The organism is Ensifer sp. SL37 (assembly GCF_026672675.1).
Taxonomy (GTDB): domain Bacteria; phylum Pseudomonadota; class Alphaproteobacteria; order Rhizobiales; family Rhizobiaceae; genus Ensifer; species Ensifer adhaerens.
On sequence record NZ_JAPPRN010000001.1, the window covers coordinates 655,063 to 681,212 of the forward strand.

Below are 26,150 nucleotides of genomic sequence, written 5' to 3' on the forward strand. Positions count from 1 at the left end.
CTTGACGCTCCTTGCGACCAAGCATCGGCGGCGCACCGCGCCGCCGTCTCGAGAAATCTCAAGCCGGCGCCGACAGGCGGATCCCCTGGTCGGCGAAGTAGGCTTCGAGGGCTTCCGGCATCGCTCGGTCCGCAACCACCGCCACATAGCTGTCCGGACGCAACAGATAGGCAGCATCCCGCACCAGGCCGCCGGCAGCCTGTTGCTCGCCCCATGGGAAGACGTGAAGCGGCATGTGCTTGGCCGCGCACCAAGCTCTTATGTCGTTTTGCGCCTCGCCATAGACATGCACCTGCCAGGCGATGGCCGCCAGCGAAGCGTAATTGTCGAGGCCATTGATGCCTAGCCAGGGCAGCCGATCGCCACCCTGCACCCGGCCGCGCGCACTCCGGCTCAAGGGGCCGCCGCGATAGTTGAGCTGCGTCTGCGACAGGATGCGAAACAGGAATTCTCTGACACCGCCGACGCGGTAGGCGACACCAGCCAAGGCTGGGGCGACGTGGATGCGCAGGAAATCCGCGACGCTGCCTTCGGCCGTCACGAAGGTGAACAGCCGGTCGGTCGTTTCGACGAGCTGGCGGGCAAATGCGATCCGTTCGCCTTCATAGCTGGCGAGCAGGCGGTCCGGCGCCTGTCCCTTCAGCACCGCTGCAAGCTTCCAGGCCAGATTGATGGCGTCGCCGATGCCGGTGTTCATGCCCTGGCCGCCGACCGGACTATGCACATGCGCAGCGTCGCCGAGCAGAAACACGCGCCCGCGCCCGAAGCGATCGGCGACACGATGATGCACACGGTAGGTGGAGAACCAGTTGACCTTGTCGACGGTGAGGCGAAGGCTTTCGATGGCGCAATGGCTCACATCGGCGAAGGTGAGTGCGTCTGCATCCTCCCGCTTCTCCCGCACCAGACCGATGAGGCGGCCCCGCCCCTCGGCATAGGCGAGCAAGGCGACGAAATCACCGGTTTCGAGCGATATATGGGCTTCTCCATTCGCAGTCGCCCCACTCACTTCAACGTCAGCGACGTAAAAGGTCTGGTCGTAGGTTCCGCCGGCAAAATCGACCTCCAGTCCGTGCCGGACCGGCGAGCGCGCGCCGTCGCACCCGGCAAGATACTGCGCCGTGCAAACGTCCGAGCCACCATCGGGCAACTGCAAGCGAGCGCTCACCCCGGCGGCGTCATGCTCGAACTCGACAAGCTCGGTCTGCCGCTCGACCTTGACGCCCAAGGCCGCCAGTCGGGCCTCCAGCAGCCGCTCGTGATGATCCTGCGGATAGACAAGAACGAAGGGATAGGGCGTCATTTTCCCGCCGGTCGGACTGAAGGATATCCGCGCCTTGACCTTGCCCTTCGCCCAGAGGTTGACCGAAGGGTTGCGGTGACCCGCCTCGAGCACGGCATCGGCCAGATCGAGCTGCCGGTAAAGCTCAAGTGTTCGCGCATGCACGACCATCGCCCGCGATGTCGGGCCGGGACCAACGTTCTTGTCGATGATGCGGACCTTGACACCCTGGGCGGTCAGCCAGAGAGCCAGCACCAGGCCGGTCGGTCCCGCGCCGGCGATCAGCACATCCTGTTTCACCCTGCTCTCCCCGCTCGCTCTGTCGGCGGCCCGGTCGCATCGGGATTTGGGTTTCTCCGCCCACAACGGCAGCCTACGCGCAGGTGCCGGCAAATGCCAAGCAGCGCGGCGAATTCCGCCTTGTGTCTTGCCGACGGACACGGCTGCGGATCAGCCGCGTGCCCTCAAATTGGCGATCAACTGCTGCTGGCCGACGCGGATCACCTGCTCCATCGCAACCCGTGCACCTTCCTCGTTGCGCAGGCGGATCTGCTCGACGATGCGGATATGCGCGACCGCGACGCGGTCGATCTCGGCGCCATCGGCGGCCGTGTTGCTCAATTGAAAGACACCCATCAGCGCCGCCTCGATCAGGCTGCCGACGGTCTGCATGAACGGATTGAGCGACGCTTCAAGCAGACGGAGATGGAATTCGAGATCGGCGCGCGCCAGCGTCTGCGCGCTATGGCCGGCATCGCCCATGGCAACGGCCAGCCGCATCATCTGGGAAATATCCGCGTCCGTGGCGCGGCGTGCCGCCAGTCCGGCCGCATAGGGCTCGAGCGCCAGACGGACCTCGCTGACATGGCGGAGAAACGCCTCGTCGACACCGGCCCGGAAATGCCAGGAAAGCACGTCGCCATCGAACAGGTTCCAGTTTGCCTGCGGCATCACGCGCGTGCCGATGCGGGCGCGGGCGACAATCAGCCCCTTGGCGGCAAGTGTCTTCATCGCCTCGCGCAGGACCGTGCGCGAAACGTTGAAGCGTGCCGCCAGCTCCACATCACCCGGCAGGATATCCCCGACAGCGAATTCCCCTCCGACCACCGCCTGGCCGAGTTCCTCGACGACGAGCCGGTGGCTCGTGCGTTTGCGCGGCTGATGGGGGGACGGCCACATCGCGCGACCCTTGCCTCACGCCCGCTGCTGGCGCTGGCGCGAAACGAAGATGATACCCTTCTGCAGCAGGATAAAAGCAAAGAGCAGAAGGCCGATCAGGATCTTCGTCCACCAGCTCGACAGCGATCCGTCAAAGGTGATGTAGGTCTGGATCAACCCTTGAATGAGGATGCCCACCAGCGTGCCGGCAACAAAGCCCGAACCACCGGTCAAAAGCGTGCCCCCGATGACGACCGCGGTGATGGCGTCGAGCTCGACGCCGACGGCGGCAAGGGAATAGCCGGCCGAGGTGTAGAGCGAAAAGACGATGCCGGACAATCCCGCAAGCAGGCCCGAGAGCGCATAGATGCGGATCGTCGTCGCCGCAACCGGCACGCCCATCAGTCGCGCCGTCGCCGTGCCGCCGCCGAGCGCATAGACATTGGTGCCGAAGCGTGTGCGGTGCGCGATCAGGATACCGATCGCGAAGACGAGCAACATCAGGCCGCCAATCAGGGTGATGCGCCCGCCGCCCGGCAGCTTGAAGTAGAGCGCCTTCAAGGTCGCGTAGAAGGGATGCTTGATCGGAATGCTGTCGATCGACAACACGAAGGCCATGCCCCGCGCCAAGAACATGCCCGCCAGCGTGACGATGAAGGGCGGCATTTCCAGATAGTGGATGATCGCCCCCATCGCGGCGCCGAAGAGCGTCGCGATCGCCAGAACCATCGCGAAGGCAATGAGCGGGTGGATGCTCGTGTGTTCCAGCACGACGGCGAGAAACACGCCGGTAAAGGCGATCACCGAGCCGATCGAAAGATCGATGCCGCCGGAGATGATGACGAAGGTCATGCCGACAGCGGCAATGCCGAGGAAGGCGTTGTCCGTCAGAAGGTTGCCGATGACACGCGTCGACAGCATGTTCGGATATTGCGCCACGCAAAGCGCGTAGCCGAGCAGGAAGATCACGAGCGTTGCCGTGAGCGGAAGATATTTCGGCTTCATTTTGCGGCTCGCTCGCTCGGGTTTCTCGCACCGCGCGCCGGCACGAGGAAGGCAAAGGCCGTGCGGAAGCGCGGCGACTGAAGCACCAGGATGAAGACGATGATCGCGGCCTTGATGATCAGGTTGAACTCTGGCGGGAAGCCGGAGAGAAGAATGCCGGTGTTGATCGCCTGGATGATGATCGCGCCGAGCACCGATGCGGCGATGCTGAAGCGGCCGCCGAGCAGCGACGTGCCGCCGACGACGACCGCAAGGATGGCATCGAGCTCCAGCCACAGACCGGCATTGTTGGCATCCGCACCGCGGATGTCAGCGGCGGCGATAATGCCGGCGATGGCAGCGCAGAGACCGGAAAGCACATAGGCGGCGATCAACAGCACAGGCGTCAGCACCCCGGACAGCGTGCTCGCCTGGCGATTGACACCGATCGCCTCGATCAGCATGCCGAGCGCCGTCCGCCTTACGAGCAGCGCAGTCAATATGCCGAATATCAACCAGATCACCACCGGCATCGGTAGGCCGGCAAAGGAACCGCTGCCGATGAAGACGAGGCCGGGGTCGTTGAAGGTCAGGATCGCCCCCTCGGTGATGAGCTGGGCGACGCCGCGGCCGGCGACCATCAACACCAGCGTCGCGATGATCGGCTGGATGTCGAGCACCGCGACCAGCACCCCATTCCAGAGACCGCAAAGGATACCGACGCCAAGCGTGATCAGCAGCGTCGCGGCGAGCGAGTGTCCCGACGTGATCGCCGCGGCGGCCGTTGCGCCGCAGATCGCCATGACCGCGCCAACCGAGAGGTCGATGCCCTTGGTGGCGATGACGACCGTCATGCCGATTGCCAAAAGCACCACCGGCGCGCCGCGATTGAGGATATCGATGAGGCTGCCATAGAGGCGGCCATTCTGGATCTGCAGGTTGAGGAAGCCGGGAAACACCAGTGATACCGCCGCGACGATAATGCCGAGCGCAATCAGCTGCGGCAGCAACCGGTTGAAATAGAGCCTGAGGAACGACGTCACGACGTCCTCCTTTCATTGGTTGCGGCGATCGCTTCGACGATCTCACTGGCAGTGATGCGGCTGCCGTCGAGTTCGGCGACATGGGCGCGGTCGCGAAGCACGATGACCCGGGTGCTGTAAGCGACCAGTTCCTCGATCTCCGAGGAGACGACGATCAGAGACAGGCCCTTCTCGCGCAGCGCCTCGATCAGCTTGACGATTTCCGCATGGGCGCCGACATCGATGCCGCGCGTCGGCTCGTCGAGGATCAGGAATTCGGGCTCGGTCGCGAGCCAGCGCGCGAGGATCGCTTTCTGCTGGTTGCCGCCGGACAGAAGCTTGATCGGCTTCTCCCGATCGGCCGTGCGGATATCGAGCGCGCGGATATAGTGGTCCGCCAGCCGGTTCTGCTCCGCCCGCGAGATCGGCCGCGTCCAGCCTCGGCGGGCCTGCAGCGCCAGCACGATGTTTTCGCGCACCGAGAGATCGCCGATAATGCCCGAAGTCTTGCGATCCTCCGGGCAGAAGCCGAAGCGATGGCGAATGGCAGCGCGCGGCGACGCAAGGTCGACCGCACGACCATCGATCTCGGCCCCGCCGCTGTCAGCGCGATGGGCGCCGAAGAGAAGCTCGGCGGTCTCCGTCCGTCCGGAGCCGAGCAGGCCGGCCATGCCGACCACTTCGCCGGCCCGGACATCGAGGTCGAAGGGTCGGACGCGCCCCTTGCGGCCGTAGTTTCGGAAGCGGTAGCGCAACGGCCCTTGCTGGGCCTCGGCGCGCGGCGCGTGGATTTCCGCCGCCAGCTCACGCCCGATCATCATCGCGATCAGCTCGCGGCGATCGAGATCGGCGGTTTCACGCGTTCCGACGAGCTGCCCGTTCCTAAGCACGGTAATCCGGTCGGAAATCTCATAGACCTGTTCGAGGAAGTGGGTGACGAATACGATGCCGAGCCCGCGTGCCTTGAGGCGCCGGATAATGCGGAACAGCATCGCCACCTCATGCGCATCGAGGCTCGCCGTCGGCTCGTCGAGGATCAGCACCTTGCCGGAGAGATCGACGGCGCGGGCAATGGCGACCACCTGCTGGATCGCCACCGAATAGCTGGCGAGATCGCGGGTGACGTCGATGTCGAGTTCATAATCGGCAAGCAGATCCCGAGCCCGCCGATTCATGGCACGGGCGTCGACCATGCCGAAGCGGCGCGGCTGGCGCCCGAGGAAGAGGTTCTCGGCAACCGTCAGGTTCGGCAGCAGGTTGACCTCCTGATAGACCGTGCCGATGCCGAGCGCCTGGGCTTCGAAGGTGTCGCGCGGATCAACCTCGGCATCGTCGAGCAGGATGGCGCCGCCGTCGCGACGATAGGCGCCGGTCAGGCATTTGATCAGGGTCGACTTGCCGGCACCGTTTTCGCCAAGCAGCGCATGAACCTCTCCGCGCCTGAGGTGAAAATCGACCTTGTCGAGGGCTCTGGTCCCCGGAAAAGTCTTTTCGATCCGGATCGCCTGGAGAATGTGGTCATTGGTCTGCATCGATACCGTCTCCGCGATGCTGGTATCTACTGACGAGAAGCACAGCGCCTAGCTGCGGCAAGCTGTGCTCTTCAGACGGAAACTCGGGAAAGAACGTGGCCCGCGCGAGAAGCAGCGCGGGCCACGGCCGACGTCAGTAGCCGAGGCCCTTCTTTTCCTCGTAGACCTTCAGCGGCTCGTCGGCTTGCGTGTAGAGCTTCGATTCCGTCTGGATCCACTTCGGCGGCGCGGTGCCGTCCTTCTGGAAGGCGGCAAGCGCATCGAAAGCGGGACCGGCCATGTTCGGCGTCAGCTCGACCGTGGCATTGGCTTCGCCGGCGGCCATCGCCTGGAAGATGTCAGGAACGGCATCGATCGACACGACAAGGATGTCCTTGCCCGGCTTCAGGCCGGCTTCCTTGATCGCCTGGATGGCGCCGACGGCCATGTCGTCGTTGTGGGCATAGAGCGCGCAGATGTTCTTGCCGCCGTCCTCAGCCTTGAGGAAGCTTTCCATGACTTCCTTGCCCTTGGTGCGGGTGAAGTCACCGGTCTGGCTGCGGATGATCTTCAGGTTGTCGTGGCCGGATAGCGCCTGTTCAAATCCCTTCTTGCGGTCGATCGCCGGCGAGGAGCCGGTCGTGCCCTGAAGCTCGACGACGTTGCAGGGCTTGCCCGCGGTCGTGTCGACCAACCATTTGCCGGCAACATTGCCCTCATGCACGAGGTCGGACGTGACGGCCGTCAGGTAAAGCTCATTCGACGAATCGACCGTGCGGTCGAGCAGGATGACCGGAATTTCCGCGTCCTTGGCTTCCTGCAGCACTTCGTCCCAGCCGGTTGCAACCACTGGCGCCACGAGGATGGCATTCACCCCTTGCGCGATGAAGGAGCGGATCGCCTTGATCTGGTTTTCCTGCTTCTGCTGTGCGTCAGCAAATTTGAGGTCGATGCCGCGCTGTTCGGCCTGCTGCTTGGTCAGTGTCGTCTCGGCGGCGCGCCAGCCGGACTCCGAGCCGATCTGCGAAAAGCCGACGACCAGATCGGCCGCGGATGCGCTGCCAAACGTGCAGGCAGCAAGGATCGTTGCACTCGCAAGTGCCTTGGCGATTTTCATGATTTCCTCCCAAAGAAAGCTGCCTCCACGCAGCCATCGAGAAAAAATCATATAATATTACTTTTGTAAACGGGCACATCTCGCCTGTCGTGCGCAACGTGCCTATTTTTTTGGAGAGGTTGGCGCGGCGGGCTGAAGCGCCAGCCCCCCCAACTGCGAGTTTCAGAAAGCCGATGTCAGGCAAAACAGCCTGGCTGCTGCGCTCTAGGCTTTCGCCAGCAAGGTTCCGGCGGCGCTCGCGAGCATGACGAGGGCCACGCCGAAGATCTGGTTGAGGGAAAGCGCCTGACCCAGCACGATGAAGCCGGCAACCGCGCCGATCGCCGGCTCCAGGCTCATCAGGATGCCGAAGGCCGATGGCTGCATGCGCCGCAGCGCCATGAATTCGAGCGCATAAGGCAGCAGCGGCACCAGGATGGCAAGCCCGGCCGTCATCAAGAGCATGTCGAAGGAGAAGCCGGACTGCGCCTGAGACAGGCCGAACGGAGTCGCAAAGAGCGCGGCAAACAGCAGCGAAACGGCGAGCCCTTCCAGTCCCTTGAAGCGTTGGCCAGCCTGCTTCATCAGGATGATGTAGCCGGCCCAGCCGATCGCCGCACCGAAGGCGAACAGAAGCCCGCGCGTATCTGCGACCCAGGAGGAACCGTCCCAGGAGAGGCAGAGCACGCCGGCCGCAGCGATAACGGGACAAAGCAGGCGCCAGCCACGACCGCCGAAAACGGCAGCGACCGTCAGAGGACCGAGAAACTCGATCGCCACGGCAAGGCCGAGGGGAATGCGGGCGATCGCCGCGAAGAAGCAGAGCGTCATCACCGCCATCGTCGCGCCGAGCGAAAGCGCGGAAATCCATTGCGCTCGGGTGTAGCGGAGAAAAGGCGGGCGGACGAGGATGAGCAGGAAGGCGGCCGCCCAGGATAGCCGCAGCCAGGTGGCGCCAAAGGCTCCGACGCTTTCCATGGCGGGCTTCGAAAGGGCTGCGCCAAACTGCACGCTCGACATCGAGAGAAGGCAGAAGACGATGGCAAGCGTGACGCGCCCGTTGGTGTCATCCGTCGCACCCGGTTCGCTCCACGCGCTATCCGCTGTCGTCTCTGTTTCCGCCATGTCCGTTCTCCCCTTGGGCTTGAACAGACATAACAATCTCGGCACAATAAGGAACGCTAATAATTGTGATACCTTCATAAGGGATCGTTATATGCATGATCTGGATATCGCCCTTTTGCGCGCCTTCGTCGTGACCGCCGAATGCGGCAGCGTCAGCGGCGCTGCGCAGCGGCTGGCCAGGACGCAAGCGGCCGTCAGCATGCAGTTGCGCCGACTGGAGGACGATCTCGGCGCCAAGCTCCTGAACCGCAATGCAAGGGGCATGGACCTGACCGAAGCCGGGCATGTGCTGCTGCCCTATGCCCAGAAGATGTTGGGCCTGAGCGCCGGCGCCCGGCGGGCGCTTGCCGGGCAGGCCGTCCAGGGACCGATCCGCTTCGGCATGATCGAGGATATCGCGGTCGGCTCGCTACCAAAAGCGTTGCAACGGTTTGCCGAATGCCATCCGAATGTCGCGCTCGAACTGACGGTGACCGAAAGCACCGTGTTGTCGGAGAAGCTGTCGCAGGGCCGGCTCGATGTCGCGATCGGCGACCCGGCGCTGATCCACGGCGAGGCGATCCTTACCTGGCGACTGCCGCTCCGATGGGTTGCGGCGCGCGGTTTCGAGGTGCCGGCGGAAGGGCCTCTGCCACTCATCACCTTCGACGGCGTCTGCACCTGGCGGCAGAAGATGATCGAGGCGCTGAAGGGCGGGGATCGCCCCTGGCGCACGGTGCTGACGAGCGCCAGCCTGTCTTCCATCCAGTCGATGATCGAGGCGGGCCTCGGCATAGCCGTTCTCCTCGATCTCAACATCCGTACCAACACGATGCGGGTTCTCGGCGGTGAAGAGGGTCTGCCCCCTGCCCCGGTGATCGAGCTTGGGCTTTTCACCGCCGACGATCAGGGTCTGGCGTCCCGCCCGGTCTCGGCTCTTTGGGCGTTTCTTTCCGACGAACTGCAAGCGCAGGCCTTGGCAATCGGCCGCGCGGCGTGACCACGCGCGGTTGCGCCCCATTCCATGAACGAAATAAGACGCCCAGCGATTGAAAAACCCCAGGCAAAATTTTACTAAATAAAAATTGCGCCGCGCCCGAAAGGAGGGCCGCGGCGGCGGGCAGGACGTTGGACATGGTAACAATCAAGGAAATCGCTTCGGCTGTCGGGGTCTCTTCGGCGACTGTTTCTCGGGTGCTGAATTACGATCCGACCCTCTCGATCTCCACCAAGAAGCGACAGGCGATCATCGAAACGGCCGAGGCGCTGAATTATGCGACGCCACGCAACCGCGGCCGCGGCGCCGGGGCAATGCAGGGCCTGAAATTCGCGCTGGTGCACTTCCTTCAACCCGCCCAGGAACTGATCGACCCCTATTATGTCGGCGTCCGGCTCGGCATCGAAAACCGCTGTCAGGCGCTGAAGATCGAGGTGGTCAAGGTCTTCCACAACGGCAACCTGCCGGAGGCCGCGATCCTGCAGGGCGCCAGCGGCGTCGTCGCCGTCGGCCACCACTATGGCGAAGAGGTCCATTGGCTGCGCCGGCACAGCCGCCATCTGGTCTTTGCGGACTTTGCCCCCGACGATGACGTCGACGACAGCGTGATGAGCGACGTCTCGATCGCGATGAACCGCCTGCTCGACGGCGTTTACGGCATGGGCTACCGCCGCATCGGCTTTCTCGGCTGGATCGACGCTTTCAGAGACAAGGACGACATCCATTCGGAGCGTCGCTGCCGCGCCTTCATACAATGGATGACGAAGGCCGGCCTCTACGATCCCGAACTCTGCATGGTCGAAAAGCTGACGCCCGATAGCGGCTATACGCTCGCCAAGGCGATGCTGTCGAAGCCCAACCCGCCCAAGATCCTCGTCACCTGCAACGACAATATGGCGATCGGCGCTTACCGCGCGATTCACGAAATGGGCCTGCGGATCCCGGACGATGTTGCCGTGGCGAGTTTCAACGACATTCCTGTCGCCCAGTTTCTCGGGCCGCCGCTTTCGACGGTGAAGATCCCCGCCGAAGTGATCGGCGAGACCGCCGTTGACCTCCTGGTCGAGCGGCTGACCGGGCGAGACGTGGCGAAGAAGGTGATCCTCGGAACCGAGATGGTCTGGCGCGGCAGCACGATGGCGGGAGCCGCCGTTCCGGGTGTGTAAAACGGTCAGTAAAAAACGCGTGGTAAAAATTTACTGAAATATTGCCTTCTCCAGAAATTTGCGAAATACTCCGCGCCGAGACCAGGAGGAACGTCTCGGGGAACGAATTTCGAGGGAGGAGAAACTATGGACACGCGTACCTATCTGCCGCGCTTTGCCGCCATCGCGCTTGCAGGCGCCAGCTTCTTGGCCGTCACGGCCGCCGAGGCCAAGGAAATCACCATCTGGTGCTGGGATCCGAACTTCAACGTCGCGATCATGAAGGAGGCCGGCGCGCGCTACACCAAGACGCACCCGGACGTGACCTTCAACATCGTCGATTTCGCCAAGGCCGACGTCGAGCAGAAACTGCAGACCGGCCTCTCGTCCGGCACCGCAGACGCCCTGCCCGATATCGTTCTCATCGAGGACTACGGCGCGCAGAAATATCTGCAGTCCTTCCCCGGCGCCTTCGCGCCGCTCTCCGGCACCGTCGATTACTCCGGCTTCGCTCCCTACAAGGTCGAGCTGATGACGCTGGATGGCCAGGTCTACGGCATGCCGTTCGATTCCGGCGTCACCGGTCTCTACTACCGCAAGGACTATCTGGAGCAGGCCGGCTTCAAGCCGGAGGACATGCAAGGCATCACCTGGGATCGCTTCATCGAGATCGGAAAGCAGGTCGAAGCCAAGACCGGCAAGAAGATGATGGGTCTCGACCCGACCGACGCCGGGCTCGTGCGCATCATCATGCAATCGGCCGGGCAATGGTATTTCGACAAGGAAGGCAAGACGAACATCACCGGCAACGCGGCGCTGAAGGCGTCGCTTGAGACGGTCGGCAAGATCATGGCCGCCAACATCTACAAGCCCGCCGCCGGCTGGGCCGACTGGGTCGGCACCTTCACGTCCGGCGATGTCGCCACCGTCATCACCGGCGTCTGGATCACCGGCACCGTCAAGGCGCAGCCGGACCAGTCGGGCAAATGGGGCGTGGCGCCGATCCCGGCGCTTTCGATCGACGGCGCGACGCACGCCTCGAACCTCGGCGGCTCGAGCTGGTACGTGCTTGAAAGCTCAGCCGAGAAGGCCGAAGCGATCGACTTCCTGAACGAGGTCTACGCCAAGGACGTCGACTTCTACCAGACGATCCTTACGGACCGCGGCGCCGTCGGCTCACTGCTCGCTGCCCGCGGCGGTGCCGCCTATGGCGAGGCCGATGCCTTCTTCGGTGGCGAAAAGGTCTGGCAGAACTTCTCCGACTGGCTCGCGAAGGTCCCCTCGGTCAACTACGGCGTCTTCACCAACGAGGCGGACACGGCCGTTACCGCACAGCTTCCGGCACTGCAGCAGGGAACGCCCGTCGACGACATCCTGAAGGCGATCGACGCCGAGGTCAGCGCACAGGTCCAGTAATCGCCGCGGCGATTATCTGCATTGCTCCTGGCCGCGGTAAACACGCCGCGGCCAACGGCTCCTGCTATCCATGGGGATGATGATGGCTCTCGCGCGTCGCGGCGGCATCGGCCGATATTACAACGTCAATGGCTGGCTCTTCGTCGCGCCGGCACTCGGGCTGATCGCCCTTTTCATGATCTATCCGATCGTCTGGTCGCTGTGGATGTCGTTCCAGTCCGGCCGCGGCATGATGCTGAAATTCGCCGGCTTTTCGAACATCATCCGCCTCTGGAACGATCCGGTCTTCATCAAGGCACTGACGAACACGCTGACCTATTTCGTCGTGCAGGTGCCGATCATGATCCTGCTGGCGCTGATCCTGGCGTCGCTGCTCAACAATCCGAAACTCGTCGGCCGCGGCTTCTTCCGCACCGCCATCTTCCTGCCCTGCGTCACCTCGCTGGTTGCTTATTCGGTGCTGTTCAAGGGCATGTTCGCGCTCGACGGGATCGTCAACTCGACGCTCGAGGCGATCGGCCTCATCGCCTCGCCGATCCCGTGGCTGACCCATCCCTTCTGGGCGAAGGTGCTCGTCATCCTCGCCATCACCTGGCGCTGGACCGGCTACAACATGATCTTCTATCTCGCGGCGATGCAGAACATCGACAAGTCGATCTACGAGGTCGCGCGGATAGACGGCGTGCCCGCCTGGGCGCGTTTCACCCACATCACTATCCCGCTGTTGAAGCCCGTCATTCTGTTCACGACGATCATCTCGACGATCGGCACGATCCAGCTCTTCGACGAGGTCTATAACCTCACCGAAGGCAAGGGCGGACCGTCCAACGCCACGCTGACCCTGTCGCTCTATATCTACAACCTGACCTTCCGCTTCATGCCGAATTTCGGCTACGCGGCGACGGTCTCCTATGTGATCGTGGTGCTCGTCGCCCTGCTCGCCTGCCTGCAATTCTTCGCGGCACGGGAGCGCGACCGATGAACAACGGAACCACACGTATCGTCGGCACCATCGTCACCTACGGCTTCGTCGGGCTGATGGCCTTTCTCTCGATCTTTCCCTTCGTCTGGATGCTGCTCGGCGCGACCAATTCTTCGATCGACATCATCAAGGGCAGGATGATGCCGGGCAGCGCGCTTGCCACCAACATCGCCACTTTCTTCACCCAGGTGAACGCACCGCTGGTCTTCTGGAATTCGGCCAAGATCGCCATTCTCGCGACGGTGCTGACGCTCGCCGTGTCGTCGCTGGCTGGCTACGGCTTCGAGATGTTCCGCTCGCGCCACCGCGATAGGATCTACAGCGCCCTTCTGTTGACGATGATGATCCCGTTTGCCGCGCTGATGATTCCGCTGTTCATCATGATGGGCAAGGCGGGGCTGATCAACACGCACCTCGCTGTCGTGCTGCCGACCATCGGCTCTGCCTTCGTCGTCTTCTATTTCCGCCAGACCACCAAGGCCTTCCCGTCGGAACTGCGGGACGCCGCCAAGGTCGACGGGCTCAAGGAATGGCAGATCTTCCTGTTCATCTATGTGCCGGTCATGCGCTCGACCTATGCGGCGGCCTTCATCATCGTCTTCATGACGGCGTGGAACAACTATCTCTGGCCGCTGATCGTGCTGCAGTCGAACGAGCAGAAGACGATCACGCTGGTCATCTCCTCGCTCGCGTCTGCCTACTACCCCGACTACGGCGTCGTCATGGTCGGCACCATTCTCGCGACACTTCCCACCCTCGCCGTCTTCTTCTTCATGCAACGCCAATTCGTCCAGGGAATGCTGGGCTCAGTCAAATAGGAATGATCATGCGTTCTGTTACCTCTTTCAACGATACCTGGATTTTCTCCGAAGGCTTCGATGCGGCGAGCGCTGGCCGCCTGCAGGCAGGCAAATCGGTCAGCCTGCCGCACAATGCGGTGGAATTGCCGTTCAACTATTTCGACGAGGCATCCTATCAGCGCGCCTTCACCTATCAGAAGGTGCTTACCTGGCGTCGCGAGTTCCACGGCCGCGAGGTCTCGCTCGTGTTCGACGCCGCCATGGCCGACGCCGTCGTCTATCTCAACGGCGAGGAGATCATCGCCCACAAGGACGGTTACACGCCCTTTGAAGCAAGACTGACGGATAAGCTGCGGGAAGGCGACAACCTGATCACGGTCAAGATCGACGGCAGCGAAAACCCTGAGATCCCGCCCTTCGGCGGCCGCATCGACTATCTCACCTATGCCGGCATCTATCGCGACGTCTGGTTGAAGGTCACCGATGCCGTTTCGATCGCCAATCTCAAGATCGAAACCCGCGATGCGCTCAGCGATGCCAAGTCCGTCTCGATCCGCTGCGATCTCGGCAATCCGCAAGGCGTCAACTTTGCCGGCACGGTCACGGCACTCCTCAAGGACGCGAACGGCAAGGTGCTGGCGGAAGCAGCCGGTGAAAGCCGCGGCGAGAGCGTCACCCTTGAGATCACGGGCCTGAAGGGCCTCTTGCTCTGGGATATCGACAGCCCCGTTCTCTATGAAGTGGAAGCGCAGCTGCGCAGCGATCGCGGCAGCGACCGGCTGTCGTCACGCTTCGGCTTCCGCACCGCCGAGTTCACCACGGATGGTTTCAAGCTCAACGGACGGCCGCTGAAAATCCGCGGCCTCAACCGCCATCAGGCTTTCCCCTATGTCGGCTACGCCATGGGCCGCACGGCGCAGGAGCGCGATGCCGAGATCCTGAAGAACACGCTGCATTGCAACCTCGTGCGCACCTCGCATTATCCGCAATCCAAGTGGTTCCTCGACCATTGCGACCGCATCGGCCTGCTCGTCTTCGAGGAAATCCCCGGCTGGCAGCATATCGGCGGCGAGGGCTGGAAACAGGAGGCGATCCAAAACGTCCGCCGCATGATCGAGCGCGACTGGAACCACCCGTCGATCATCATCTGGGGCGTACGCATCAACGAATCCCAGGACTCGCATGATTTCTACGTCGAGACCAACCGGCTCGCACGCGAACTCGACCCCACGCGCCAGACCGGCGGCGTGCGCTACATTACCGACAGCGAATACCTCGAAGACGTCTACACCATGAACGACTTTATCCTCGGCAACGAGGAACTGCCGGGCGCAAACCGCCCGCGCACGGCGCTACGTCCGCAGCAGGAATGCACCGGGCTCACCCGCAAGGTGCCCTATCTCATCACCGAATTCGGCGGCCACATGTTTCCGACGAAGATCTACGACCAGGAGCAACGGCAGGCAGAGCATGTGCGCCGGCACCTGGAAGTGCTGAACGCGGCCTATGGCGACCCAAGCATTTCAGGCGCCGTCGGCTGGTGCATGTTCGACTACAACACCCACAAGGACTTCGGCTCCGGCGACCGGATCTGCTATCACGGTGTCATGGACATGTTCCGCCAGCCGAAATTCGCGGCTTATGTCTATGCCAGCCAATGCGAACCGTCGGAGGGCGTGGTGATGAAGCCGGTCACCTTCTGGGCACGCGGCGAGCGCAACATCGGCGGCGTGCTGCCCTTGATCGTGCTCACCAACTGCGACGAGGTCGAGCTGAAATACGGATCGCTCGTCAAGCGCGTCGGCCCCGACCGCGAGAACTTCCCGCATCTGCCGCACCCGCCCGTCGTCATCGACCATCGCCACTTCACCAAGGACGAACTCGGCGTCTGGGGCATGAAGTGGGATGACGCAGCCTTCACCGGCTTTATCGACGGCGAGCCCGTCGCCAACCTGCGCATGGTCGCCGATCCGGTGCCGACGGCGCTAGAAGTCGTCCCCGACAGCACGGCGCTTCGGGCCGAAGGGCGCGACAGCGTGCGGGTGATCGTGCGCGCGCTCGATCAGGCCGGCAACATCCTGCCCTTCCTCAATGACGCGGTCGACGTGACAGTCACCGGCCCTGCCCGCCTGCTCGGCCCCGATCGCCTGATCTTCCAGGGCGGTTCGACCGGCTTCTGGCTGGAAACGACGGGTGCTGCCGGCGGCATCGCCGTCGCGGTGACCTCGACGCGGCTTGGAACCGTGAGGCTGGAGCTTTCGGCAGTGTCGGACGAGGCGGCGGCTGCATGAGCGAACTCCAACTTAAGCACGTCAGAAAGTCCTATGGCAACTTCGAGGTCATCAAGGGTGTAGACCTCGACATCAAGACCGGTGAGTTCGTCGTCTTCGTCGGGCCATCCGGCTGCGGCAAGTCGACCCTGCTTCGGATGATCGCCGGACTGGAGGAGATCACGTCAGGTGATCTCACGATCGGCGGCGAGCGCATGAACGATGTCGACCCCTCCAAGCGCGGCATTGCCATGGTGTTCCAGTCCTATGCGCTCTATCCGCATATGACAGTACGGGAGAACATGGGTTTCGCGCTGCGATTTGCCGGCGTGCCGAAGACCGAGATCGCACAACGCGTCGGCGAAGCCGCGAACATCCTGGAACTCGGGCCGCTGCTCGACCGCAAGCCGAAACAGCTTTCGGGCGGCCAGCGCCAGCGCGTGGCGATCGGCCGGGCGATCGTGCGGCACCCGAAGATCTTTCTCTTCGACGAGCCGCTGTCGAACCTCGATGCGGAATTGCGCGTGCACATGCGTATCGAGATCGCCAGGCTGCACAAGAAGCTTGCGACGACAATCATCTACGTCACCCACGATCAGGTCGAGGCGATGACGCTTGCCGACAAGATCGTCGTCATGCGCGGCGGCGTGGTCGAGCAGGTCGGCTCGCCGCTCGACCTCTACGACGATCCGGCCAATCTCTTCGTCGCCGGTTTCATTGGTTCGCCGAAGATGAACTTTTTGAAGGGGATCGTCGAAACAAACGCGGGCGGGGAGAAACATGTCCGCCTGGCGGATTTCGGCAATGCGACGCTGCCGATTGCGGTCAAGGGCGTAACGCCCGGCAGCACCGTGACCATTGGCATTCGCCCCGAGCATTTCGGCGACAGCGGCTCGGCGAGCCTCGATTTGACGATCGACATGCTGGAGCATCTGGGCGGCGAGACCTTTGCATATGCCCGGCACGGCGACGGCGAACTGATCATCATCGAAACAAAAAACGGCCGCGGCCTGAAGTCCGGCGACAGCATCGCCGCCCGTTTCGAACCCACAGCCGCTCTGGTGTTCGACGCAGACGGCAGGCGCCTGCGCTAGAAGCTATCCACCATAGGAGGGCGGCGCCACCTGCGAAGATGGCGCCGTTCGTTGTTGTCACGGGAACATGCCCTTCGGTGTCTCACCCTTCAGAAAGGGCTCGATGAAAGCCTCCAACAGTTCCGTCTGGTTGATGACGGCGGTGTGCGACGTCGCCGGCAGGATCGCGAGCCGCGAAGGCGACAGCGGCTTTCCCATGTCGCCCATGGCGCCGCCACCAAGCAGGCGGAACAGTGCCACCGTGTGCTCCAACGTCGCCACATCGGCATCGCCGGCGATGACGAGAACCGGGGTCTTCAGTGCCTTGACATCCGGCTCCCAGGCCATCGGTTCTTTTTCGAGCTGGATCAGCTTCTTGACCAGATCGGGAAACCCATCCGGATTGGCAGCAAGCTTGCGGTAGTCTTCGGCAAAGGGCATGCCGACGAACATCTCGACAGTCATCTGCGGGATGAATGCTTTGAATTCCGGCTGCCAGCCCTCGGCATCGTAGCCGACGGACGCGGCGGCTAGCTTGTTCACCTTGTCCGGATGGCGGATCGCCAGCTGCAGGCCGGCAGCCGCACCCATCGAGTAGCCGAAGACATCGGCCTTCTCCAGCTTCACCGCATCCATGAAGGCGGCGACGTCGTCGGCGAGGTTCGGATAGGTGATCGGGCGATCGATATCGGTGGTGCGGCCATGGCCCTGGAACTCGATTGCATAGACCTTGTGGGTCTCGGCCAGCTTCGGGATGATCGCACCCATCGAGGGAATGTTCATGTAGGCGCCGTGCAGCACGACGAGCGGCTCGCCCTCGCCCGAGACTTCGTAATACATCTTCATGCCGTTGACTTCGACGGTCTCAGCCTCGGCAAAGGCAGTGCCGGACATGAGCAGGGCGCCAGCGATCAAAGCGGTACGAAACATTCTCAATCTCCTTGTTGTCAGCGCGGTTGAGCACCGCCTTCGAGATTAAGACGCATGACGTCGTCATCTCCCGACATCGACAGCCAAGAAAATTTCGCGCATTCGTTGCGGTGCCCAGCAAACGCGTCGCGCCTTGGTCCGCCGGCGCTTCAGCCTGACGGGTTGAGGCTCACCCGCAGGGGCGCGAACTGCGATACGGCAAAATCCATGAGCTTTCGCACCCGCGGCAATTCACGTAATTCCGGGTGAACACCGAGCTTCAGCGGCAGAACCGGCGCGGCAACGCCGAGGTCAAGGGCCACAAGGCCATTCCGGCCGGCGGCGATAAAGTGCGGCAGCGTGGCAAGTGCCTGTCCGGTCTCAACCGCGCTCAATTGTGAACGAATCGAATTCGTGCGCAGCAGCACTCTCGCCTCCGGCAAAAGGTCTTTCAGCCAGGTCGAGAGCGATACCCGCACAGGCGTCTCCATCAGCTCGACAATCGTCTGGTTCCTGCCTTCGCCCGCAACATCCGGGTGGCCAAAACGATCAAGGTAGGCTTCCGTTGCAAACAGGCCGTAGGCGACATCGGCAACCTTGCGCTCGACGATATCGTTTTGGTCGAAACTGCCGAAACGCAAGGCGATGTCTGCGTCCCGCCTGGACAGGTTGAAGCGCCGGCCATCGTTCAAAAGGTGAATGCTGACGCCGGGATGCATTGCTGCAAACTTGGTCAGGATCGGCGCCAGGAGGTAGTCTCCGATCCAGTCGAGGCTGGTCACGGTGATGGTGCCTTCTAGTGCGTCGTCCTGCACCGCAAGGCGCCGCTCCACCGCAAGCGCGTTCGCCTCCATGTGCTCGAGCGCAGAAAGGATGGAGAGGCACACGGCGGTCGGCACGAGGCCGCCCGGTTGCCGCTCGAACAGTGTTTTGCGCGTCTTCTGCTCAAAAGCCTCGAGGCGACGGCTGAGCGTCGGTTGCGTGGTGCCCATCGCACGGGCGGCTGCACTCAGCGAGCCGTGGCGGACCAAGTGCTGAACAAGATGGAGTTCTTCCCAGTCCACAGGCACCTCAGGGTTCAGCCGGCCGAGGCGGCTCGCCTCGACGGTAATTCATAGGCACTTTCGTGCCCGCCGTCATGCCCCCGTCGATCGGCAGTACCACGCCGGTGATGTAACTCGCCGCATCGGAACAGAGCCAGAGGACACTTGCGGCCACCTCCTCCATCCGGCCAAGCCGGCGCATCGGCGTTGAAAGTGCTGCGTGCCGCTGGATGTCCGCGCCGGCGGCCTCGAGATGGTGGGTGAGGATCGGCCCGGGCGCAACGACATTGATCCGGATGCCCTGGTCGGCATAGTCCAGCGCCGCCGCCTTGGTCAGCCCGATGATCCCGGCCTTCGCACCGACATAGGCGGAAAGCCCGGAGGTGCCGTTGATGCCGGCGACGGAGGCCATGTTGACGATCGCGCCGCCACCAGCCCTCGCCATCGCCTCGATCTGGTAACGCATGCCGAGAAAGGTGCCGCGAATGTTGGTGCGGATGCCGCGATCGAACCCTTCGATATCGAGATCGGCAAGCGGGGCCGGCATGGTTCCATCCGTCGCATTGTTGAAGGCGGCGTCGAGCCGGCCATAGTGCTGCATCACACTTGCAAGCGCCTGCTTCATAGCACTCTCGTCGCCGACATCGGCAGCGATCGCCAGTGCGTCGCCGCCCGCCTGGCGGATGGAAACCGCCAACGCCTCGACCGCCGGCTGCGAGCGGGAAAGAAGGACAACGGATGCGCCGGCCTGCGCAAAGGCGCGGGCGGTGGCCGCGCCGATACCCTTGCTGGCGCCTGCGACTAAGGCGACTTTGCCTGCAAATCCCAGATTGTTTGTGTTCATCAACCCGACTCCATCTGACGTTGTCGCACCGTTTTTAGCGCCGGACGACGACGGCTGCCTCGTGCAGGCGCGTATGCCTCCCATACGGGAACAGACGATCGACTTTCGCTGCGAACGGGCTTTGCCTTTGTCCGGGAGCCCGAATTTCGCCCTGAAGCGTCGACCGGGCCGCAGTTTCGAGAAGCACAGGAGACGATCATGGATGCGACAAGACAAGGAAGATCGCAGCGCAGAACGCGGCTGAAGGCCGAACTCGACCGGGTGATTGCGGAAGCCCTGGATGAACAGCGCATCGTCGGCACAGTCGTCGAGATCCTTATCGACGGCGAGCCCGGCTACCGACATGCCGCCGGGCTTGCGGACCGCGAGGCCGACCGGCCGATGACCGAGGACAGCATCTTCCTGCTCTCCTCGGTCGCAAAGCCGATCGTCACGGTCGCCGCTCTCAACCTGGTGCAAAGGGGCACCATCGGTCTCGACGATATCGTGTCGGAATGGCTGCCCGCGTTCAGGCCGCAGCTGCCGGACGGCAGCGAGCCTCGGATAACCATCCGCCAACTCCTGACGCACAGTGCCGGTTTGAGCTACGTGTTCATGGAGCAGGGCGACGGCCCTTATCGCCGGCACGCCATCAGCAGCGGCCTCGACGACACCGACGATGATCTCACCGCCCTCATCGGCAAGCTCACCGCCATTCCGCTCTCCTATCCGCCCGGACATGGCTGGGGCTACTCGATGAGCCTCGACGTGCTTGGCGCCGTTATCGAAGAGGCGACGGGATCAAAGCTGCCGGAGGCGATTGCTACGCTCGTCACACGCCCGATGGGGATGAACGACACCGACTTTTCCGTGACCGATACACGCAGGCTCGTGGTCCACTATGGCGATGCCTCGCCGCGGCCACGGCGGCTCGTTGGCGACGATGCGGTTCCCTTCTTCGGCAATCCCGTGCGCCTGTCGCCCGGCCGGATCCTGAACCCGCGGGCCTTTCCCTCCGGCGGTGCCGGCATGGCAGGCACGGCCGGCGACGTGATCCGCCTTCTCGAAAGCCTCAGGACCGGACACTCGCCGGTGCTCGACGCCGCCAGCACCCGCTCGATGTTCGACATTCAGGCAAGGACGGGCGGATTGGCCGCCGGCGCCGGGTGGGAGTTCGGTTTCGGCGGCGCCGTGCTTGTCGAACCCGAGATGGCGGGAACACCGCAGTCGCGCGGCACACTGCAATGGGACGGCGCCTACGGGCACAGGTGGTTCATCGACCCGGCCCGCGGCCTGACAGTCGTTGCGCTCACCAACACCGCTTTTGAGGGCATGAACGGACGCTTTCCGGACGATCTTCGCGACGCCATCTATCGGAGCCTCTAGCCATGCGGAACGCCCCATTTCCCGTCGACCTCGGCCGCTACTTCGCCCGCATCGGTCATGTCGGGCCGCTCTCGCCCGATCTCACAACGCTTGGCAGGATCGTCGCCCGCCATGCCGCGTCGATCCCCTTCGAGGCCATCGACGTGCTTCTCGGCCGTCGGATCGACCTTTCGCCGGCGGCGGTCGACGCCAAGCTCATCGACCGCCGGCGTGGCGGCTATTGCTTCGAGCAGAACGGCCTGTTGCAGCGCGTGCTCACGTCGCTCGGCTACCGGGTGGATCCCTTGATCGCCCGCGTCCTGTGGATGCGCGCCCCGGGCGCGCCGCCGCCGGCCTGGTCGCACATGGCGCTCCGCGTCTTCGTGAACGATGTCGGCTATCTGGTCGATGTCGGCTTCGGCAGTTGCGTGCCGACCGCGCCGCTGCGTTTCGACCGAACCACGCCGCAACCGACGCAGCATGAGCCGTTCCGTCTCAGCCGAACGCTCGATGGCTACGTGCTGGAGGCATTACTTGTTCGTGACTGGGTACCGGTCTACGAGGTATCGCCGAGCATTTGTGGAGAGGACGCGTATAGGATCGCAAACATCGCGACATACACGGATCCGCATTCGCTTTTCCGACAGACCCTGCTGGTGACGTTGACCACCGAGGAGACACGTAACATCCTGCTCGGAAACCGGCTGACGATCCGTGACAGGAACGGCACCGTGACGCGCCAAGAATTCGATGCACCGGCAATCGAATCTGCCCTTATCAACGTCTTCGGATTACCCCTCGACGGCGACTGGCGCCGGATCGCTGCGCGCGCCGGCGGCGCATTCGAGGCATCCATTCCAACGACATGACGTGAACCCGGCGCCTCGTCTATCGATGGGTGAGGATGTAGCCTTTGAGGATCTCCGCATGATTGCGGGCCTCATCCTTCACGCTGTAAAGCAAAGTCACCGGGCCCTCAGCAATGCGCTGTCGCAACAGATCAACTGCCACCGGATTGCCGTCGAGCTCGGCAAGGTAGCGCTCGCGAAACTCTTCCCACGTGCCTTCATCCGCATGGAACCAGCGGCGCAGCTCCGTGGTCGGCGCTATGTCCTTCAGCCAGAGATCGACCGCGGCTTCCGCCTTGGTCAAACCGCGCGGCCAGAGGCGATCGACGAGGACGCGCATCCCGTCGCCATCGGCCTTCGGCTCATAGACACGTTTCGTCTTCAGCTGCATGAACGCCCCTCATTGGTCTTGATTTGAGGACCATAGCTGCCGCCGATTGGCGATCCAAGCGCGAAGGCGCTTGCCGGCAAGCGGTAAGGGGGCGCCTGCCGCCTACACCCCGCGCCTGTTGCCCCAGAGCAGGACGTGCAGCTGCGGCAGGACGCGGGCCTCGAACCAACGATCTTCCGTCACCTTGCCGACAAGCCAGAGCATGCGATCGATGATGCCGTCGATGTCGACTTTGGCGTCGTCGTCGTCAGGGGGTGGAGGCGTATGGTTGCCAGGCTGCAGGTAGACCGGCAGATGGGGGTACCGGGCCGCCGTATCCCGGGCATAGGCATAGTCGCGCTCGTCGAAAACGACGATCTTCAGCGCCACCTGCGGCCCATCCGCTGCCATTCGAAGACAGTCGTCGAAGGCCTGCCAGTCCGTTTCCATGCCGCTCGACGGCGGCTTCGGGCTCAGCACCAGCACGTCGAGATCCGCAAACCAGTCCTTGGCGATGCTGCCCTGCGTTTCCAGCGCGAAGCGATAGCCATCGGCTTTCCCGCGGGCGATCAGGGGCGCCAGCGGCTGGATCGCCGGATTGCCGCCGGAAAGCGAGACCGTCAGCGGCTTGCCACCGGAGAGCGTGACGACCTCGCTCCAGATCTCTTCGACGCCCATCGGCAGCCATTGGTCGCGATACTCGCTGTCGACCGCGTGCAGCGTGTCGCACCAACTGCAGCGATAGTCGCAGCCGCCGGTGCGCACGAACACGGTCGGAAGCCCGATCAGGATGCCCTCGCCCTGGATCGTCGGCCCGAAGATTTCGCTGACACGGATGCGCGTTTCGCCGGGCCCGCTCATGGCCGGTATTCCGCCCAAGTCTTCGGCGTCTCGCTGACACGCACGGCGGAGGTTTCCGGCAGCCTCGCCTTGCACCAGTCGTAAAAGTGCTTCGCCAGACATTCGGCCGTCACCCGGTCGTGGCCGAGAACGTCGTTCAGATGGCGGTGATCGAAACTCTCGTCGATGTAGCGCTTCAGTGGCGAAAGCTCGTGATAGTCGCGCACGAAGCCGTGCTCGTTGAGCTCCGCGCCGGCAAGCTCGACCTCGACGATGTAGTTGTGGCCGTGCAGCCGCGCACATTGATGGTCTGCCGGCAGGCTCTTCAACTGATGCGAGGCGGAGAAATGGAATTCCTTGGTGATCCGGAACATCACTTCACCTCCCCGGCCGCAAAGGCCGACGTCGCCGCCACCCAGAAATCCGGATCTTCGTAGTTGGTCGGATCCGCAACGCCGGCCAGATGGAAGGCCTCGCGCCGCTCGACGCAGGTGCCGCAGCGCCCGCAATGGCGCGCGCCGCCCTTGTAGCAGGACCAGGTCGCTTCGAAGGGCGTCTGATGGCTCGCGCCGTCGGTGACGATATCCGCCTTCGAAATCGTCACATAGGGCGCGTAGAGCGTGATGTCGGCGTAGCCGTCGAGCGCGTGGTTCTGCATCGCCTGAAACGCGTCGATGAAGCCGGGACGGCAGTCGGGATAGATGAAATGGTCGCCGCCATGCACGGCGACGGCCACCGCATCCGCCTTCTGCGCCGCTGCCAACCCGAAGCCGATGGAGAGCATGATGGCGTTGCGGTTCGGAACCACCGTCGCTTTCATCGTTTCCTCGGCGTAGTGGCCGTCGGGCACGTCGACATCGTCCGTCAATGCCGATCCGGTGAGATGGGCGCCGATCGCGCTGATGTCGATGACCTGATGCGGAACGCCGAGCCGCTTGGCACAGGCGGCGGCAAAGTCCAGCTCCTTACGGTGTCGCTGGCCGTAATCGAAGGAGAGCAGGCCAATGAGTTCGTGTTCGGCTGCGACCTTGTGGGCAAGCGATACCGAGTCCAATCCGCCGGAGCAGATGACGATTGTCTTCATGATAGGTGTCCTTGTTTTGACCGGGTAGGCTGCGACCGGATTACGGCGCGCCTTCTAGGGCAAAGCAGGACGGATGGGAAGCATTATGTTGAAGTGCGGGAGAACGCAGCCTCTTCCTGCGTGCCATACACGCGACCGGCGCATTCTCAAACCGAGTCAGAAACGCACGCGTCCCACCCTTAAGTGCAAGGGTGGGACGCGCAAGCATCAGGCGCTTTCGGGGATGTTCCGATGACTACTGCTGCAGCCCCGGATAGGCCCATACGCCCGAAACACGCATCAGATCACGGTAAATGACCAACCGCTCGTCGGCCCCGATCTTTGCCGCTTCATCCTGGGTTGGCGCGTCCAGTGCATTCAGCGGCACCACTGCCGATGGCAGGTCGCGCTGCTTCAAGGCATCCTCCATGACCGTGCGCGCGCGGCGCATGTGGCTCGAACTGGTCACCAGGATTACCGTGTCGGCCTGATGCCGCACCAGGAGATTGGCGGCATTGATCACATTGCCGATCGTATCTTTCGACTTGTCCTCAATCATGATGCGATCGCGACTGATACCCTTGTCGACCAGCCACTTGGACATGACGTCACCTTCCGTAACGCCATTTTTCGGCACGCCGCCACTCACCATGACGAGCGCTGTCGGGTTGGCCTCGGCGACCTTCAACGTCACCTCGAGACGATCGAGCAAGGTTTGCTGCGCCTTGCCGTCATCGGCGAGCGCGTAGCCCAGCGCGACGATCACGACCTTCCCTGGCACAGTCGGGACGTCGAAGTTCGGCTTTTCAGCCATGATCTGTTCTGCGCGAACAAACCGCTTGCGATACTCTTCCGCTTTCTCGCGATCGAGACCGGCCAGAGCCTGGTGGGCAAGCGCCGCGCCGGTCTCATCGCCACGGATGCGGGCAATTGCCTCAAGCCAGCTTTGCGCATCAAAAGCGGTCGGGTCCTTGCTGAGGATGCTCTGGAAGGTCGCCTGCGCGTCGTCGAGCTTCTTTTGGATGATCTGGGTCGCAGCAACGGCATATTGGAAATCCAACCGCTCAGGCGCGAGCGTCGACGCTTCCTTGAAGGCTTCCTCCACGACATCATATTTGCCATGCAGCGTAATGCCCTTGAAGACTTCGGCTTCCGCCTTTTTGACGTCGCCGCCCGACCAGTAATACTGCATGCCGGTGTCGACCAGCTGTTTTATACGGGCAGCGTTTGCCTGGTCGAAGGCGCCGGCTGGAACCGCTGAAATGAGACACGCTGTCGCTGTCAACAGTCCAAGGAGGCGGCGCCGTGCGCTACCCGCCTTCACCGAACGCGGGGTGCCCGATGCTGTCACGGTCGACCCCAACGGGGCAAAAATGGAACTCGGCTTCATTTAAATCTCCCAGTTTTCCGGTTGCCCGCCGGCTTGCTCGCCCTCGGGCCGATAGCGTTCCGTATTCACTTCCGATTTGGCCCATCTCCTTGCGGCCAGTATTAGAAATACCAAAACATGACCACCTGTCCAGATCGCGGCGGCGCAACTATCCGTAATGGCGACTGAAGCCGGAATAATTCGTGTTACATTTCTTACAGATAGCGCATACAAGTTGCGTTCACGTTCCGAAACAGTCGCTGATTGGCGTTATATTGGTATTATCCAATTGCACGCCATCGCCCGCGCAGCGTGCGTGCGCAATCGCTGAATGACCAGGATGTCATGAACATTGGCTTGCCGGCAGTGATTTCCATGGTTCGGCAAGAGCAAAGCCTGCTTCAACGATCTCGCTGCCGATGGGTAGCCGAAAACCTACTCCGGAGCTCGGGAGTTCGTGGCGGTCGTTGCGCGCCGCGCTGTCGAAGACACCGTAAGGTGAATCGATGCGCTGGCCCGTTTGGATTGTTCGAAGGGATCTGACCTTTGAACTCACGCAAATCCGAAGAGGACGGTTCCGCACGGTTTTTCAGATTTCGCTCTCGATCCGGCCAGCCGCAAACGCAAAATTGCAACGAATGATGCAAACTGATTGCGGCCCGGCGCTGCGGCGCCGGGCC

Annotated in this window: 24 protein-coding genes; 9 read left to right on the forward strand and 15 right to left on the reverse strand. The window is 62.9% G+C overall.

Annotated elements, in window-relative coordinates:
- Positions 1-58: 58 nt before the first annotated feature.
- The 7 genes from OVA00_RS02970 to OVA00_RS03000 form a co-directional block, all read right to left on the reverse strand.
- A complete protein-coding gene (locus OVA00_RS02970; protein WP_268087924.1) occupies positions 59-1,582 on the reverse strand; it encodes an FAD-dependent monooxygenase in 1,524 nt (507 codons plus the stop codon).
- 150 nt (positions 1,583-1,732) lie between these two features.
- Complete coding sequence (locus OVA00_RS02975; protein WP_060528942.1) at positions 1,733-2,461, reverse strand: FadR/GntR family transcriptional regulator; 729 nt, start codon at positions 2,459-2,461, stop codon at positions 1,733-1,735.
- Positions 2,462-2,476: 15 nt separating this feature from the next.
- Positions 2,477-3,445, reverse strand: a complete 969-nt coding sequence (yjfF, locus tag OVA00_RS02980) for a galactofuranose ABC transporter, permease protein YjfF (RefSeq protein ID WP_034789588.1) — start codon at positions 3,443-3,445, stop codon at positions 2,477-2,479.
- Positions 3,442-4,467, reverse strand: coding sequence for an ABC transporter permease (locus tag OVA00_RS02985; protein WP_060519347.1), 1,026 nt, complete (start codon positions 4,465-4,467; stop codon positions 3,442-3,444). The genes yjfF and OVA00_RS02985 overlap by 4 nt, the downstream gene beginning before the upstream one ends.
- Positions 4,464-5,978, reverse strand: coding sequence for a galactofuranose ABC transporter, ATP-binding protein YtfR (gene ytfR / locus OVA00_RS02990; RefSeq protein ID WP_268087929.1), 1,515 nt, complete (start codon positions 5,976-5,978; stop codon positions 4,464-4,466). The genes OVA00_RS02985 and ytfR overlap by 4 nt, the downstream gene beginning before the upstream one ends.
- 133 nt (positions 5,979-6,111) lie before the next feature.
- Positions 6,112-7,074, reverse strand: coding sequence for a galactofuranose ABC transporter, galactofuranose-binding protein YtfQ (ytfQ, locus tag OVA00_RS02995; RefSeq protein WP_034789595.1), 963 nt, complete (start codon positions 7,072-7,074; stop codon positions 6,112-6,114).
- Positions 7,075-7,278: 204 nt separating this feature from the next.
- Positions 7,279-8,178 carry an EamA family transporter gene (locus OVA00_RS03000; RefSeq protein ID WP_034789599.1) on the reverse strand — a complete coding sequence of 300 codons (900 nt, stop codon included), beginning with the start codon at positions 8,176-8,178 and terminating at the stop codon, positions 7,279-7,281.
- A 91-nt stretch (positions 8,179-8,269) separates the two neighbouring features.
- Between OVA00_RS03000 and OVA00_RS03005 the strand changes: the two genes are divergently transcribed.
- The 7 genes from OVA00_RS03005 (at position 8,270) to OVA00_RS03035 (ending at position 16,861) form a co-directional block, all read left to right on the forward strand.
- Positions 8,270-9,157 (forward strand): LysR family transcriptional regulator, encoded by an 888-nt coding sequence (locus OVA00_RS03005; RefSeq protein WP_268087930.1) that lies wholly within the window; start codon positions 8,270-8,272, stop codon positions 9,155-9,157.
- A gap of 134 nt (positions 9,158-9,291) precedes the next feature.
- A complete protein-coding gene (locus tag OVA00_RS03010) occupies positions 9,292-10,320 on the forward strand; it encodes a LacI family DNA-binding transcriptional regulator (RefSeq protein ID WP_060606019.1) in 1,029 nt (342 codons plus the stop codon).
- A 126-nt stretch (positions 10,321-10,446) separates the two neighbouring features.
- Positions 10,447-11,715 carry an ABC transporter substrate-binding protein gene (locus OVA00_RS03015; RefSeq protein ID WP_060585687.1) on the forward strand — a complete coding sequence of 423 codons (1,269 nt, stop codon included), beginning with the start codon at positions 10,447-10,449 and terminating at the stop codon, positions 11,713-11,715.
- Between the two features lie 82 nt (positions 11,716-11,797).
- Positions 11,798-12,697 carry a carbohydrate ABC transporter permease gene (locus OVA00_RS03020; RefSeq protein ID WP_034789839.1) on the forward strand — a complete coding sequence of 300 codons (900 nt, stop codon included), beginning with the start codon at positions 11,798-11,800 and terminating at the stop codon, positions 12,695-12,697.
- Positions 12,694-13,515: a carbohydrate ABC transporter permease gene (locus OVA00_RS03025; protein ID WP_051659165.1), complete on the forward strand. Its 822-nt coding sequence runs from the start codon at positions 12,694-12,696 to the stop codon at positions 13,513-13,515. Before OVA00_RS03020 ends, OVA00_RS03025 begins: the two co-directional genes overlap by 4 nt.
- An 8-nt stretch (positions 13,516-13,523) precedes the next feature.
- Positions 13,524-15,788 carry a glycoside hydrolase family 2 protein gene (locus OVA00_RS03030; RefSeq protein WP_268087934.1) on the forward strand — a complete coding sequence of 755 codons (2,265 nt, stop codon included), beginning with the start codon at positions 13,524-13,526 and terminating at the stop codon, positions 15,786-15,788.
- On the forward strand, positions 15,785-16,861 hold the full coding sequence (locus OVA00_RS03035) for an ABC transporter ATP-binding protein (RefSeq protein WP_112771437.1): 1,077 nt from the start codon (positions 15,785-15,787) through the stop codon (positions 16,859-16,861). The genes OVA00_RS03030 and OVA00_RS03035 overlap by 4 nt, the downstream gene beginning before the upstream one ends.
- Before the next feature lie 57 nt (positions 16,862-16,918).
- Here OVA00_RS03035 and OVA00_RS03040 read toward each other — a convergent pair whose 3' ends face one another.
- The 3 genes from OVA00_RS03040 to OVA00_RS03050 form a co-directional block, all read right to left on the reverse strand.
- Positions 16,919-17,770 carry an alpha/beta fold hydrolase gene (locus OVA00_RS03040; RefSeq protein ID WP_060519334.1) on the reverse strand — a complete coding sequence of 284 codons (852 nt, stop codon included), beginning with the start codon at positions 17,768-17,770 and terminating at the stop codon, positions 16,919-16,921.
- Positions 17,771-17,919: 149 nt separating this feature from the next.
- On the reverse strand, positions 17,920-18,819 hold the full coding sequence (locus OVA00_RS03045) for a LysR family transcriptional regulator (protein ID WP_112771438.1): 900 nt from the start codon (positions 18,817-18,819) through the stop codon (positions 17,920-17,922).
- Position 18,820: 1 nt separating this feature from the next.
- The gene (locus OVA00_RS03050) at positions 18,821-19,636 is read right to left on the reverse strand and encodes an SDR family NAD(P)-dependent oxidoreductase (RefSeq protein ID WP_112771439.1); all 816 of its coding nucleotides are present in this window, start codon (positions 19,634-19,636) and stop codon (positions 18,821-18,823) included.
- 198 nt (positions 19,637-19,834) lie between these two features.
- Between OVA00_RS03050 and OVA00_RS03055 the strand changes: the two genes are divergently transcribed.
- Positions 19,835-21,001: a serine hydrolase domain-containing protein gene (locus OVA00_RS03055; protein ID WP_268087938.1), complete on the forward strand. Its 1,167-nt coding sequence runs from the start codon at positions 19,835-19,837 to the stop codon at positions 20,999-21,001.
- Between the two features lie 2 nt (positions 21,002-21,003).
- Positions 21,004-21,849, forward strand: a complete 846-nt coding sequence (locus tag OVA00_RS03060; RefSeq protein WP_268087940.1) for an arylamine N-acetyltransferase family protein — start codon at positions 21,004-21,006, stop codon at positions 21,847-21,849.
- Between the two features lie 19 nt (positions 21,850-21,868).
- On the opposite strand, the gene OVA00_RS03065 is transcribed toward OVA00_RS03060, so the two are convergent.
- From OVA00_RS03065 to OVA00_RS03085, 5 genes are all read right to left on the reverse strand, one after another.
- The gene (locus OVA00_RS03065; RefSeq protein WP_060528950.1) at positions 21,869-22,219 is read right to left on the reverse strand and encodes a DUF488 domain-containing protein; all 351 of its coding nucleotides are present in this window, start codon (positions 22,217-22,219) and stop codon (positions 21,869-21,871) included.
- Between the two features lie 102 nt (positions 22,220-22,321).
- The gene (queE, locus tag OVA00_RS03070) at positions 22,322-23,059 is read right to left on the reverse strand and encodes a 7-carboxy-7-deazaguanine synthase QueE (protein WP_268087941.1); all 738 of its coding nucleotides are present in this window, start codon (positions 23,057-23,059) and stop codon (positions 22,322-22,324) included.
- Positions 23,056-23,412: a 6-carboxytetrahydropterin synthase QueD gene (gene queD, locus OVA00_RS03075; RefSeq protein WP_060519321.1), complete on the reverse strand. Its 357-nt coding sequence runs from the start codon at positions 23,410-23,412 to the stop codon at positions 23,056-23,058. Before queD ends, queE begins: the two co-directional genes overlap by 4 nt.
- The gene (gene queC, locus OVA00_RS03080) at positions 23,412-24,122 is read right to left on the reverse strand and encodes a 7-cyano-7-deazaguanine synthase QueC (RefSeq protein ID WP_268087943.1); all 711 of its coding nucleotides are present in this window, start codon (positions 24,120-24,122) and stop codon (positions 23,412-23,414) included. The genes queD and queC overlap by 1 nt, the downstream gene beginning before the upstream one ends.
- Positions 24,123-24,357: 235 nt before the next feature.
- Positions 24,358-25,386: a YdcF family protein gene (locus tag OVA00_RS03085; RefSeq protein WP_268087944.1), complete on the reverse strand. Its 1,029-nt coding sequence runs from the start codon at positions 25,384-25,386 to the stop codon at positions 24,358-24,360.
- Between the last annotated feature and the right edge of the window lie 764 nt (positions 25,387-26,150).